Source organism: Haloarcula regularis (genome assembly GCF_029338315.1).
In the GTDB taxonomy this organism is placed as follows: Archaea; Halobacteriota; Halobacteria; order Halobacteriales; family Haloarculaceae; genus Haloarcula; species Haloarcula regularis.
In genome coordinates this window covers 991,276-1,003,103 of the sequence record NZ_CP119794.1, presented here as the reverse complement: position 1 = coordinate 1,003,103, position 11,828 = coordinate 991,276, and the positions used below count along the sequence as shown (strand labels likewise).

The window sequence follows — 11,828 nt, the reverse complement described above, 5'->3', positions numbered from 1 at the left end:
GAACGCGCTTAAAATTTTGGCAACAGGTAAATTATCTGAACCACGGGGTGGCTATCTTTTAGGTCAGATCCTGTCGGAAACACCGTTCCAGATGCGCTTTATCACCCCGTTCGAGACGGTCAGGGCCGAGAACAGCACCACGTAAGCCATCAGACCGAGTACCTTGATGCCAGCGAGCAGCGTGGACCCGCCGCTCCCGGTGGTGCCCGTCGTCACCAGGCCCTCTGCCACCCGCCGGAAGTAGGAGTTGACCGCCCACCCGATGGGCTCGACCCAGGTGCCCGACGGGCCGTAAGCCGCCACCAGCACGGCGTAGAAGCAAAAGCCCATCAGCGACGCCGTCGCGCGCTGTCTCGCCGTCCGCTCGACCCTCGAGTCGCTGGCGCGCCGGTACTCGACGTGGTGGTACGCGTAAAACAGCAGTATCGCGATCGCCAGCAGGTTGAAGAAGGTCGGTCCCACCCCGCCAACCTGGAGCGGCCCGGGCATCAGGCGTCACCCCCGACGAGGAGCGCCCCGCAGTCGTCACAGTGTCGGTTCAGCTGGTCGTTGGTCGCACCGCAGTTCGGACACCGCTGTCCCCCCGTCTCGCCGGTCGACGAACCGAGTCCCTCGTCGAACAGCCCCGACAGGTCCGGCAGGGCCGGCAGGGCCGGCGTCGACGGGAGGCGGTCACGGTACCGGTAGGCGACCACGAGCGGGGCGACAAGCACCGCGAGGCCGAGCGCCGTCGTTACCACCGGGAAGGCGATCATGAACGCGACGGTCACCGCCGCGGCGACCAGCCCGCTGAACAGCGGGTCGTCGAAGAAAAACGAGAACAGTCGATAGCTGCCACTGAGCGTGACCAGCACCGCGAGCGTCCCCAACACCTGAACCAGCGCGGCCATTGACGTTTGTTTCGTGGACCCGTTATCTAATTGTTACGCCGAGGCCACGGGTTTAGCGCCGACAGGAGCGGGAAAATTCGTCGGCGTGTGCCGGCGGGGGCGCCCGGACGACCCACCCCCGTCACCGCGGGTGCAGGAGGAACACGTGGGCCGCGAACGCTCGGACTCGCACGTAGAGGGCCGCCAGCAGGGCGAGACCGAGCGCGCCCAGTTCCACCAACGTCTGCCGGGCGGTCCGCAACTGGGGGAAAAACGCGTACGCGAGCCAGTAGAGTAGCACCACGATGGCGAGGCCGCCGGCCAGCCACAGCGCGTCTACAGCCGCCCCGGAGACCAGCGGTAGCGTCCGCGCCCACGCGACCAGCTGTCGCGCGATGGCCGCCCAGACGAAGTCGAACAGCGCGCCCTCGACGCCCAGCAGGACCACCGCGACGCCGATGCCGGTGGCAATCTGCGTCAGCGGCGCCCCCCACTCTAGCAGCGCTCCCCGGTACGGCGGCGGATCCGAGAGGAACGACGACTGTCGGTCCCCGTAGCCGGCACAGACGGCGTTGGCTCGGTAGAGCACGCTCAGACAGACGTAGCCCGTCACGACGTAGGCGAGCGTACCGGTCTCAAAGAGGAGTCCCGGCGCCGCGACAGCCGTGGCTCCGGCGACGGCGAGCGGCACGAGGAAGAGCACGATCGGATTCTGGGGAATCCGCTGTCTGGGCGGGAGGAACTCCCGGTCCGAGGCGCTCTGGGCGAGTTCGGTCCTGAACGCCTCGAATGCGGCTATGCCCGAGAACATGGCCGAGGACACCATAAGGAGGGTCCCCAGCGAGTACAGCACCCCGCCCAGCGACGCGGCAACAAGTTCAACGACGAAGCCGACGAGCAAGACGACGAGGCCGGTGACGACGACGGCGACTTTCACGATGGCGAAGAAAATCCCCAGCGCGATCAGGACGATCAGTTCGTTGAGGACGACCGAGAGCGAGCGCTTGGTCTCCGAGATCGCCCCGTTTATCAGTCCCAACACGGGTCACTGCACCTCCGTTGCCAGCGCCTGCCGTTCCCTGACGAACGCGCCGTGGAAGCCGACCACGGTCAGCGTCGCGACGACGGCCGAGACGACGGGCCGTGGCAGGTCGCCGGCGAGTGCCGGACTCGCCACGCCCACCAGTGCCGTGAGGTACAGGACCAAGATCAGGTTCCACGTCAGCACCAGCGGCCCCACCTTGCTCGCGACGATGGCCTCGCTGGCGCCGCCGGCCACCGCGCCGACCACGACCATCCCGTAGCAGACGAGACTCGCCGGCGCCGTGACCCCGTTGGCCCAGACGCCGACCGCGACGGCGCTGGCCGCGACGACGGTAAAGACCCGGAGGACGTTCGTACACGTAACCGTCTCCGCCCGCCGGAGCGTCCAGGGGACGAACCCGACCAGCAAACCGGTCACCGCCAGCGAGACTTTCAGTACCGGCTCGACCAGGCCGTGCCACCCCGACTGCGTCACGAGGACCGCGACCCACGCCGTCCCGCAGACGGCCGTGATCGCCATCGCCGCGAGCGTGAGGAGCCCCCGGCGCCCCAGTTGGTTCGCGCGTGTCTGCCCCATATATTTTCCACAGCGGGTAGCGAACTATAGTAATACTGGTCGGACGGATCGACGTCCGCGGGGAGCGCGGTCCGCGTCACGTCCGTCGGCGTTTCGGACCTGGACGGTACCGAGCTCGTGGGCGAAGCCGGCGACGGTGACGACAGTATCGTCCCCGAGGCCGGACGTCTCGATATCGAACGCGACCGGGATCGGGTTCGAGACGGGGAGACAGCGGACGAGCGTCGGGATAGTCGTCGGCCACGCCTGCGGGGCGAAAGTGGGTGGTCTACGGTCCCGGTGCTACATTGCCTCCGGGTGCGGTGCCTGACCCTACGACTCCGCGTCGTCTGCCGGTCCCACCAGCGTGACGGCGCTCGACTCGCGTGCGTCGACGAGGGCGTCGTACGGATAGGCGGCCCCACAGGTCTTGCAGTACGCCGACGGCCCGCGCTGGTCCTGGAGATCGACGTGGCCGTTCGGACACCGGATTCGCCACCCGTCGACGGGCCCCGCGCCGATGTCTCGCTCGTCGGGCACGGCTCACCCTCCGTCTGGGCCACGGCCGCGCTGCTCGTGGTCGCTGATGGAGTGACATCGGGGGCAGGCGACGACGTCGGCGAGCGACTCGCTGGAGGCGTAGCCACAGCCCCGACAGTGGTACTCGATTCGAACCCCCGACTCACGCATCGTCCCGGGCACGGCCGTCGATCTGCCGGCAGTAGTTCGTCGCCGCCTCGGCGGCGGTCTCGCCGCGCCCCTCGACCGGAATGTCGGTCTGTGTCGCGACCCAGCCACCGTCCGGCCGTTCCTCGAGGACGACGGTCGTCAGGTTGCGAACGGTCGACGAGTCGGGCGTGGGCTGGTTCGGATGCGTGCTCATACCCCCACCCTCGGCGCCGTGCTAGAAAGGGGTGAGCCACGGGTGGAGAGTGAAAGTGAAAGTGAAGCGGGGGCCTGCGCACTGCTGGGCGTGTTATTTTTACGCGGTGCGACAGAGCTGACAATATGGCGAAGTTCGGCCTCTGGGTCACCGTGGCAGGACTCCTCACCAGCGTTGCAGGCACCCTGTTGCTGTTCCTGCATACGACGAACGAGTACCACGCGGCCATCCAGGACATGGGGTCGATCGCGTTCGCGTACCTCGGCCTGACTGTCCTGGGCGCGTCGATCTCCGTCACCGGCGTCGCCTTCTCGTTGCATGCCGACCCCGAGTGACCCGGCCCGTGGCCAGTCGGTACGTGCCTTTCGCCTTCCCTCTCGCTGGGAGATGGCCACATTGGACCAGCATGGGGCTCGCCGGAGCGAGACGCACTCTGTTCGTCTCGCAGGGTTCAATTTAGACGACTCGGACCAGTCGCTCACAGTGTACGGTATGGAGTGGGGCGGCTTCTCACCGGAGAACGACTCGCTTCGCTCAGCTTTCGGGGTCCGAAGCCGAGGATCCACACAGACGCCACTGGCTCCTCGCTTCGCTCGTCGCAGGTCGCGTCAGAATGGAGTGGGGCGGATTCGAACCACGTACAGACGTGCTCACTTCGTTGCGCGCGACTGCTCTGCTTCGAATCCTTCGTACCCACTTCGCTCCTTCACGTCCGTTCGTCGCAGAAGTGGGTTGGGGCGGATTCGAACCGCCGACTTCCTCCGTGTGAAGGAGGTATCATAACCGGACTAGATCACCAACCCGCTACACCCAGGGCTATCGGGGGGATAGTCTTAAGAATTGCTTTCCGGTTACGCCTCTTGTTCCGTGGTGCCACGGTAGTCGTCGATCCTCGCGCGGGCGTCGGCGATGGCCGTCTCGGCCTCGCCCTCGGCTTTCTCCTGGAGTTCTTGCAGGTCGGCCTTGACCTTCTCGAGTCGGCCCGGTTCGGGCTCTTCCTCTTTGCCGGTCAGTTCGCGGAACCGCTCCTCGATGGGTTCGAGTTCGGTCTCGACGCCCTTCTTGGCTGTCTCGCCGGCGCGCTTGAGGTAGTAGCGTGCGTCTTCGAAGTGTTTGTTCATATCTGTCCTTACGTAGAGGACGAATATATCTTTTGTGGCACCCGCAACGGGTCGAGAGACACGCTCCAGCCGGACGGTACGAACTGTTTTGGCCGATGGGCGGGAACACGACGGTATGTTCACACGGGTGTCGATACCGACGCCGTTCCAGGTGGGCCCGGTCAACGCGTACGTCGGCGGTCGGACCGTCGTCGACCCGGGGCCGGACAGCGACGAAGCGTGGTCGCGACTGCTCGAGACGCTCGAGGCCAGGGAACTCGGCCCCGGCGACGTCGAACAGGTGCTGGTGACACACCCTCATCCGGACCACTTCGGGCTGGCGGCCCGCCTGCGATCCCGCGGGGCCCGCGTCCTCGCGAGTCCCGAGGCGGCCGCCATCATGGACGACTTCGCCGCGCGCTTGCAGTACGAGCAGGAGTACTTCACGGACTTCTTCGAGCGGTGTGGCATCTCCCGGGAGACGGCGGCGGCCGTCACCCAGCTCCCAGAGGCCTTCCTCGCGTACGCACAGAGCGTCGCCACGGACCGGGAACTCGACGCGGGCGACGTCGTCACCGTCGACGACGAGCGACTGACCGTCGACGAGGTCACCGGCCACGCGGCCGGCGAGATAATCTTCAGCTTCGACGACGGCGGCGAGCACACGGCCATCGTGGGCGACAACGTCCTGGGCGATATCACACCCAACCCCTTCCTCCAGCCCCCACCGGACAGGGGCGGCCAGCGGCCCAAGGTCCTGCCCGCGTTCAACGACTCGCTGCGGTGGCTCCGCGAGCAGGGCCACGATCGCTTCCTCACCGGCCACAGAGAACCCGTCGAGTCCCCGACGGACCGCATCGACGAAATCCTGGCCGCCCACGACCGGCGGACTGACGAGGTCGCCGATATCGTCGCGGAGGGCGCGACCACGCCCGCGGCGGTGATGACCGGCCTCTTTGGCGACCTGCCCGCGACGGAGTACTTCTCGGGGATGAGCGAGGCCGTCGGTCACCTCGACGTTCTGGAGACGCAGGGACGGGTCGAGCGCCGCGATACCGGCGGCGTGGTGGTCTACGAACGGGCCTGATTGGGAAACGAGCGAGAACTACCGCGAGCCGCCTACAGGAGCGTCGCCGCGCGGAAGGCCACGCTGGAGACGTAGTCGAAGCCGGGCACGAGCAGCACCGTCGCGACGGCGGCCGCGACGACGGCGGTGTACAGGCCGGTCGGGTAGGATTCGACCCGATCCTCGCCGTCGGGTTCTTCGATCCACATCGCCTTCACGACCCGCGAGTAGTAGAACAGTGAGAGGGCGCTGTTGATGACGAGCGCGGCCGCGAGCGACCACGCCCCGACGTTCATCGTCGCCGAGAACAGGTAGAACTTCGAGAAGAATCCACCGCCGATGGGCAGGCCGGCGAGGCTAAACAGGAAGATAGTCATCGCCGCACAGGCCAGCGGGGCCTCGCGACCGAGGCCGTTGTAGTCCTCGAAGCGGCGGCCGACGCCCCAGTACTCGGCCAGCGCGATGAACAGGAAGGCTCCCGTGTTCATGAAGCCGTAGACGAGCAGGTGGGCCATCCCGGCCGAGAGGCTGAAGGCCAGCCCCTCACCCGACGAGGACAGCGCGGCCAGTCCGATGAGGACGTAGCCCGCGTGGCCGACGCTGGAGTAGGCCAGCATCCGCTTGACCGTCTCCTGGGTGGCCGCGGCGAAGTTCCCGATGAACATCGTCGCGATGGCCAGGATCTGGAAGGCGACGACCCAGTTCAGGGCCCCGCCGTCGGCGATGAGCGCCTGGATGGGGAAGGCGGTGGCGAACACGCGAAAGGCGAGCACGAAGCCGGCCGCCTTCGACGCCGAGGAGAGGAACCCGGAGATGGGTGCGGGCGCACCCTCGTAGGCCTCCGGCGCCCAGAAGTGGAACGGGACGGCGGCCGTCTTGAACGCGACGCCGCCGATGACCATGAGGATGCCGACCCCGAGGATGGACATCGTGACAGCCGGTTCGCCGGCCTGTGCCTGGACCGAGCCGTCGACGACGGTCTGAAGGACGCCGCTCTCGATGGCCGTCGCGACGGCGTCGAAGCGGAGCACGCCGGTCGCGGCGTACACCAGCGAGATGCCGTAGGCGAAGACCGCCGAGGAGACGGCGCCGATGAGGAAGTACTTCAGCGCCGCCTCTACACTGCCCTTGTTCTTCTTGAGGAACGCGACGAGCGCGTACGAGGGCAAGGAGACGAGTTCCAGTGCGACGAACGCCGACGCCAGGGAGTTCGTCGCCGACAGCAGCGACATCCCCGTCGCGGCCAGCAGGACCAGCGAGTAGTACTCGGCCTGGTAGCTGTGCTCGCGCACGTAGTCGTAGCTCGCGAGCGTCACGAGCGCGGTGACGCTGCCGACGATGACCATGAAGAACAGCGCCAGCTGGTCGACGACCAGCTGGCCGTTGAACAGCACCGGCGTCCCCTGGCCGCCCTGGCCCGTGGGGATGCCCGTGCCGCCGACGACGAACCAGACGGCGAGCGCGAGCGAGACCAGCGAACCGACGACGGAGATGCCGGCGAGCAAGCTGGTGTCGGTCGTGTCGGGATCGATGCTGTCGACCAGCAACAACACGAGCGCGGTCACGGCCAGCGCCAGCACGGGTGCCAGCGCCGTCCATCCGGGCAGGGCCGCCATCTGCAGCGGCGCCACCTGTGTTACCATCTATGCACCACCTCCGAGGTCTATGACCGGAAGAATCGAGTTCTGTATCATCTCGTAGGAGAGGTCGGGGTTGACGCCGAGCACGATGACGAGCAGCAAGAGCACCGCCAGCGGTGCGACGTCGTGGAACGGTGCCTCAGACACCGTGTAGTCCGTCTCGAGGTTGAACGCACCGAAGAGGGTGCGCTGCATGGCCCACAGCAGGTAGCCTGCGACGATGACGATGCCGAACATCGCGGCGGCCGTGAGCACCGGCGCGGCGCTCCCGAGCGTCGCGGCGTCGAACGCGCCCTGGAAGATGAGGAACTCGGCGGCGAACCCGGCCATCAGGGGCAGTCCCATGTAGCCGAAGGCGGCCGAGACGAAGATGCCGACCGTCCAGGGCATTTTATCGGCTAGCCCGGACATGTCGCCGACCATCCGCGTGTGGGTCACGTTGTAGATGACGCCGACGGACATGAACATCAGCCCCGAGATGAGGCCGTGGGCGATCATCTGGAAGGTCGCCCCGCCCATTCCGTGGGGGGTAAAGGCGACCAGGCCCAGGATGACATAGCCCATCGACGAGATAGAGGAGTACGCGACGATGCGTTTCAGGTCACGCTGGGCCAGCGCAAGCATCGCGCCGTAGATGACGCTGACGACGCCGACGATGGCCAGCGGCACCGCCAGCTGCTGGGCCACCTCCGGCAGCATGGTGAAGTTGAACCGCAGCAGCGCGTAGGTCCCCATCTTCAGGAGGACGCCGGCCAGCATCACCGACACCGGCGTCGGCGCCTCGACGTGGGCGTCCGGGAGCCAGGTGTGGAACGGGAAGACGGGCACCTTCACCGCGAACCCGAAGAACATCAGGATAAACGAGAGTGTCAGCAGGTTCATCCCGAAGACGGTTGGCAGGCCGCTGGCCGACCGGAACGCCTCGGCCATCGCCGGCAGGGCCAGCGAGGTGAGGTCAGTCGAGAAGACCAGCGCGAACAGGCCCGCGAACATGACCAGCGAGGCCACGTTGGTGTAGACGAAGAACTTGATGGCGGCGTACTTGCGCCGTGGGCCGCCCCAGACGCCGATGAGGAAGTACATCGGGATGAGCACGCCCTCCCAGAAGACGAACCAGAGGAAGAAATCGAGCGCGCTGAAGACGCCGATGAGACTCGTCTCCATGAACAGCATCAGGCCGTAGAACTGAGACTGGCGCTCGTCGATGGGCGTCCAGGCCGAGACGATGGCAAGCGTGGTCAGGATGGTCGTCAGCGCGAGCAGCGGCATGCTGACGCCGTCCAGGCCGACGTAGTAGGAGATCGTGAGACCACCGAAGTCGATCCACGGGATCTGCTGGCCGAAGGCGACGTCGCCCGGCTGGAGCAGGGCGTTGCCGGTGCCCTCGAACTGGGTCAGGTAGGCCCAGTACATGTAGACGCTCAGCAGCGCCGGGACGGCGCTGACGGCGGCGGCGAGCTTGCCGGCGTAGCGGTCGGGCGAGAGCATGACGACGCCAGCGCCCAGCAGCGTGATCGCGAGGAGTGCAGCGACCATCACCATCAGAACCACCCCCCGATGATGCCGAACGCAGCGAGCAAGAGGACCAGTCCCAGCGTCAGCAGCGTCGCGTAGTTACTGACGACGCCTGACTGGATGCGCCGGATGCGCTGGCCGCTGAACAGGCTCACGCTTGAGACGCCGTTGACGACGCCGTCGACGACGCCCTGGTCGAACTTGTCCATCACGCGTGCGAGGGGGTAGGTAAGCCCCGTCGCGAGCCACACCTGGTACTCGTCCTGGTAGTAGTTGTGCATGAATAGGGTCTTCAGACTGCCGAGTTTGTCCGTGTGCTCGACCGGGTCCGGCCCGCGGTAGAGCGTGGTCGCGAGGCCGGCCCCGGCGACTGCGAGCGCGAGCGAGACGGCCGCCGACGCCAGGAGCGTGCCGATCGAACCGAGCGGTTCGCCGGCCGAGACGCCTGCCACGTCGTGGAGGAGTTCGCCGTAGTGATGCGAGTCGGTCACGAGCGCGGCCGGCCAGCCGCCCTCTTCGGGCCCCTCGAGCCACGCGTGCAGGAAGTCGATGTGCGCGCCGGTCAGTTCCGCGACGGGCTTCATGTTGATGAACCCGACCGTCGCGGCGAGCACGCCCAGCACCGCCAGCGGGCCCTTGACGTTCCAGCGAACGCCGTGCGGGTCACGCGCGGTGTCTGTCCGGGGCTCGCCGTGGAAGGTCAGGAAGACCATCCGGAAGGTGTAGAAGCCGGTGAAGAAGACGGCCAGCAGCCCCATCGCGTACGCGACGATGTACGAGGTGGCGAGGCCGCCCTCGCTCCCCAGGCCGTGGATGAGCGCCTCGTAGAGCACCTCGTCTTTCGACCAGAAGCCGGCAAAGGGCAGGATGCCAGCGAGCGCCAGCGACCCGGAGAGGAACGCGTAGTATGTCACCGGCATCTTGTCTTTCAGGCCGCCCATGTCCCACATGTTCTCGTTGTGGTGCATGGCGATGATGACCGACCCCGCGCCGAGGAACAGCAGCGCCTTGAACACGGCGTGGGTGGTCAGGTGGAAGACGGCGGCGATGTAGCCACCCGAGCCCAGCGCGAGCATCATGTACCCGTACTGGGAGATGGTGGAGTACGCGAGCACCTGCTTGATCTCCTGTTTCACCAGCCCCATCGTGGCGGCGAACAAGGCGGTGAAGCCGCCGACCAGCGCGATGACGGCGAGGGCCGTCGGCGAGATGGCGTAGAAGCCGTACATCCGCGCGACCAGATAGACCCCGGCCGCGACCATCGTCGCGGCGTGGATGAGCGCCGAGACGGGCGTCGGGCCCTCCATCGCGTCGGGGAGCCAGGTGTGCAGCGGGAACTGTGCGGACTTGCCGATGACCCCACCGAGTACCAGCAGGCCCAGCACCGTGAACCAGGCCTGCGGACCGAGGCCGACGGTGTCGAGCATCGCGATGCCGGCCGTCTCGCCGTCGACGACGGCGTGTTCGGCCAGCACCGGGAAGCTCTGGGCGACGACCTCGCCGCCCTCGGTGATGGGGGCAAACAGCCCCGTGCCGAAGGTGGCGACGACGCCGACGACGCCGATGAGGAAGAAGTAGTCACCGAAGCGGGTGACGAGGAACGCCTTCTTCGCGGCGCTCGGCGGGCCGTCCTCGCGGAACCAGAACCCGATGAGCAGGTAGGAACACAGCCCCACCAGCTCGAAGAACATGAACGCCATCAGGAGGTTGTTGGCGACGACGAACCCGAGCATGCTCGCCGTGAACAGGCCGAGGCCGGCGTAGTAGCGCGGGAGGCCCGTCTCGTCCTCGTCGTTCATGTACCCGAGCGAGAAGATGTGGACGAGGAAGGAGATGAGCGTGACGATGAGCAACATCAGCGCAGAGAGCGGGTCCAGAAGGAGTCCAAAGCGCAGCGTCACCGACTCGATGCCGGCGACCCACGTGTAGACGAACTCGTTGTAGACGCCGCCACCGGCGACAGTGAGTGCGACCCAGATGGAGAGGGCGAGCGAGCCACCGGTCGCGGCGATGCCGGCCAGCGCACCGCCTTTCGGCATCCGGTCGCCGAGGAACAGCGCGACCAGGAACGATACGAACGGCAACAGCACGATCGCGGGTGCGTATGTGAATGCAGCCATGTGTTACCACCTCATCGTCGTCGGAATCGTGACGTCCACGTCGCTGAAGTTCCGGTACAGGACCAGCACGATGCCGATGCCGACTGCCACCTCGGCGGCCGCCAGCGCCATCGTGAACAGGGTGAAGACCTGGCCCGTGAGATTGCCGTGCTGGAGGGAGAACGCGACGAAGTTGATGTTCGCGGCGTTGAGCATCAGCTCGACGGACATCAGGAAGATGAGCGCGTTCTTACGCGTGAGGATGCCAAAGAGGCCGATGCAGAACACGGCCGCAGAGAGCAGGAGGTACGACTCGACGGGGATCACGACTCGTCACCCCCGTCCGTCGCGACAGCCTGGTCCTCGCTTCCGTCGGGGTTCAGCGTGACGTTCTCGCCGCTCTCCTCGCGGCGCGCCAGCATGATCGCCCACGAGCGCGGCCACGAGGACGGCGTCGATGGTCTCGAAGGCGATGAGGAACCCTTCGGCGGGGACGGCCGTCTCGCCCTCGCCCATCAGGACGCTCGGCGAGATATCGAACATCGCGGCCCCGAGGCTCGACGTGATCGCGGCCGACTCGCCGAACCCGACCGGCGCCGGGAACGACGCGGTCATGAACACCGCAGCGAACACGACGAACAGTGCGACTGCGGCCAGTCCCGCCACGAGACTCCCTTCCGTCGACAGCTGGGGTTTGGTGGTCATGGTGTCACCTCGATCACCGACTCGTCCTCCCGGGTCAGCATCACTGCGAAAGTGATGAGCACGAGGACGCCGCCGATGTACACCAGAATCTGCATCGTCGCGACGAATGCTGCCTGGTTCATGACGTAGAACACGGCGACGCTGAGCAGTGACACGCCCAGTAACAACGCCGAGTGCCAGACGTCGCGCACGAGCACGACGCCGGCCGCGCTGCTCACGGTAACGAGAGCGAACAGCACGAACGCGATTGTTTCGTACAGTGCCATCTTGTTTGGTTCTCTTGCCGGCGGCCCTTTGAAGATTCCTCTTTGCGCTCGCGGTCGCTGTATATGTTGCCGGTTCCTCGCCGGG

15 protein-coding genes, 1 tRNA gene and 1 pseudogene are annotated in these 11,828 nt (G+C 66.5%); 2 read left to right on the top strand and 15 right to left on the bottom strand.

Going from position 1 to position 11,828, the window contains the following annotated elements:
• Positions 1-63 precede the first annotated feature (63 nt).
• From P1N55_RS05480 to P1N55_RS05450, 7 genes are all read right to left on the bottom strand, one after another.
• Positions 64-489 carry a hypothetical protein gene (locus P1N55_RS05480; protein WP_276277943.1) on the bottom strand — a complete coding sequence of 142 codons (426 nt, stop codon included), beginning with the start codon at positions 487-489 and terminating at the stop codon, positions 64-66.
• Positions 489-890: a zinc ribbon domain-containing protein gene (locus P1N55_RS05475; protein WP_276277942.1), complete on the bottom strand. Its 402-nt coding sequence runs from the start codon at positions 888-890 to the stop codon at positions 489-491. The genes P1N55_RS05480 and P1N55_RS05475 overlap by 1 nt, the downstream gene beginning before the upstream one ends.
• A gap of 121 nt (positions 891-1,011) precedes the next feature.
• Positions 1,012-1,908 (bottom strand): hypothetical protein, encoded by an 897-nt coding sequence (locus P1N55_RS05470; protein ID WP_276277941.1) that lies wholly within the window; start codon positions 1,906-1,908, stop codon positions 1,012-1,014.
• Positions 1,909-1,914: 6 nt separating this feature from the next.
• A complete protein-coding gene (locus P1N55_RS05465; protein ID WP_276277940.1) occupies positions 1,915-2,490 on the bottom strand; it encodes a hypothetical protein in 576 nt (191 codons plus the stop codon).
• Between the two features lie 312 nt (positions 2,491-2,802).
• On the bottom strand, positions 2,803-3,009 hold the full coding sequence (locus P1N55_RS05460) for a hypothetical protein (RefSeq protein ID WP_276277939.1): 207 nt from the start codon (positions 3,007-3,009) through the stop codon (positions 2,803-2,805).
• 3 nt (positions 3,010-3,012) lie between these two features.
• Complete coding sequence (locus tag P1N55_RS05455; RefSeq protein ID WP_276277938.1) at positions 3,013-3,159, bottom strand: hypothetical protein; 147 nt, start codon at positions 3,157-3,159, stop codon at positions 3,013-3,015.
• Entirely contained in the window at positions 3,152-3,352 is a 201-nt protein-coding gene (locus tag P1N55_RS05450; RefSeq protein WP_276277937.1) for a hypothetical protein, read from the bottom strand. Before P1N55_RS05450 ends, P1N55_RS05455 begins: the two co-directional genes overlap by 8 nt.
• 125 nt (positions 3,353-3,477) lie before the next feature.
• Between P1N55_RS05450 and P1N55_RS05445 the strand changes: the two genes are divergently transcribed.
• Positions 3,478-3,687 carry a hypothetical protein gene (locus P1N55_RS05445; protein WP_276277936.1) on the top strand — a complete coding sequence of 70 codons (210 nt, stop codon included), beginning with the start codon at positions 3,478-3,480 and terminating at the stop codon, positions 3,685-3,687.
• 393 nt (positions 3,688-4,080) lie between these two features.
• Here P1N55_RS05445 and P1N55_RS05440 read toward each other — a convergent pair.
• Both P1N55_RS05440 and P1N55_RS05435 read right to left on the bottom strand, forming a co-directional pair.
• Positions 4,081-4,155, bottom strand: a tRNA-Val gene (locus P1N55_RS05440).
• Between the two features lie 48 nt (positions 4,156-4,203).
• On the bottom strand, positions 4,204-4,473 hold the full coding sequence (locus P1N55_RS05435) for a DUF7553 family protein (RefSeq protein ID WP_276277935.1): 270 nt from the start codon (positions 4,471-4,473) through the stop codon (positions 4,204-4,206).
• Positions 4,474-4,588: 115 nt separating this feature from the next.
• Between P1N55_RS05435 and P1N55_RS05430 the strand changes: the two genes are divergently transcribed.
• The gene (locus tag P1N55_RS05430; protein ID WP_276277934.1) at positions 4,589-5,539 is read left to right on the top strand and encodes an MBL fold metallo-hydrolase; all 951 of its coding nucleotides are present in this window, start codon (positions 4,589-4,591) and stop codon (positions 5,537-5,539) included.
• Positions 5,540-5,571: 32 nt separating this feature from the next.
• Here P1N55_RS05430 and P1N55_RS05425 read toward each other — a convergent pair whose 3' ends face one another.
• The 6 genes and pseudogenes from P1N55_RS05425 to P1N55_RS05400 all read right to left on the bottom strand — a co-directional run bounded on the left by P1N55_RS05425 (position 5,572) and on the right by P1N55_RS05400 (position 11,743).
• Positions 5,572-7,134 (bottom strand): NADH-quinone oxidoreductase subunit N, encoded by a 1,563-nt coding sequence (locus tag P1N55_RS05425; protein WP_276278681.1) that lies wholly within the window; start codon positions 7,132-7,134, stop codon positions 5,572-5,574.
• 27 nt (positions 7,135-7,161) lie between these two features.
• Positions 7,162-8,697, bottom strand: a complete 1,536-nt coding sequence (locus P1N55_RS05420) for a complex I subunit 4 family protein (protein WP_276278680.1) — start codon at positions 8,695-8,697, stop codon at positions 7,162-7,164.
• Between the two features lie 2 nt (positions 8,698-8,699).
• Positions 8,700-10,793 carry an NADH-quinone oxidoreductase subunit L gene (nuoL, locus tag P1N55_RS05415; RefSeq protein WP_276277933.1) on the bottom strand — a complete coding sequence of 698 codons (2,094 nt, stop codon included), beginning with the start codon at positions 10,791-10,793 and terminating at the stop codon, positions 8,700-8,702.
• Positions 10,794-10,796: 3 nt separating this feature from the next.
• Complete coding sequence (gene nuoK, locus P1N55_RS05410; RefSeq protein WP_276277932.1) at positions 10,797-11,099, bottom strand: NADH-quinone oxidoreductase subunit NuoK; 303 nt, start codon at positions 11,097-11,099, stop codon at positions 10,797-10,799.
• Positions 11,096-11,477 (bottom strand): annotated as a pseudogene (locus P1N55_RS05405) (proton-conducting membrane transporter). Before P1N55_RS05405 ends, nuoK begins: the two are co-directional and overlap by 4 nt.
• Positions 11,474-11,743 (bottom strand): NADH-quinone oxidoreductase subunit J, encoded by a 270-nt coding sequence (locus P1N55_RS05400; RefSeq protein WP_276277930.1) that lies wholly within the window; start codon positions 11,741-11,743, stop codon positions 11,474-11,476. Before P1N55_RS05400 ends, P1N55_RS05405 begins: the two are co-directional and overlap by 4 nt.
• Positions 11,744-11,828: the final 85 nt, after the last annotated feature.

Coding starts and splice junctions, on each gene's coding strand:
- P1N55_RS05480 (WP_276277943.1), bottom strand. CDS start 489: ATGCCCGGGCCGCTCCAGGTTGGCGGGGTGGGACCGACCTTCTTCAAC.
- P1N55_RS05475 (WP_276277942.1), bottom strand. CDS start 890: ATGGCCGCGCTGGTTCAGGTGTTGGGGACGCTCGCGGTGCTGGTCACG.
- P1N55_RS05465 (WP_276277940.1), bottom strand. CDS start 2,490: ATGGGGCAGACACGCGCGAACCAACTGGGGCGCCGGGGGCTCCTCACG.
- P1N55_RS05455 (WP_276277938.1), bottom strand. CDS start 3,159: ATGCGTGAGTCGGGGGTTCGAATCGAGTACCACTGTCGGGGCTGTGGC.
- P1N55_RS05450 (WP_276277937.1), bottom strand. CDS start 3,352: ATGAGCACGCATCCGAACCAGCCCACGCCCGACTCGTCGACCGTTCGC.
- P1N55_RS05445 (WP_276277936.1), top strand. CDS start 3,478: ATGGCGAAGTTCGGCCTCTGGGTCACCGTGGCAGGACTCCTCACCAGC.
- P1N55_RS05435 (WP_276277935.1), bottom strand. CDS start 4,473: ATGAACAAACACTTCGAAGACGCACGCTACTACCTCAAGCGCGCCGGC.
- P1N55_RS05430 (WP_276277934.1), top strand. CDS start 4,589: ATGTTCACACGGGTGTCGATACCGACGCCGTTCCAGGTGGGCCCGGTC.
- P1N55_RS05425 (WP_276278681.1), bottom strand. CDS start 7,134: ATGGCGGCCCTGCCCGGATGGACGGCGCTGGCACCCGTGCTGGCGCTG.
- nuoL (WP_276277933.1), bottom strand. CDS start 10,793: ATGGCTGCATTCACATACGCACCCGCGATCGTGCTGTTGCCGTTCGTA.
- P1N55_RS05400 (WP_276277930.1), bottom strand. CDS start 11,743: ATGGCACTGTACGAAACAATCGCGTTCGTGCTGTTCGCTCTCGTTACC.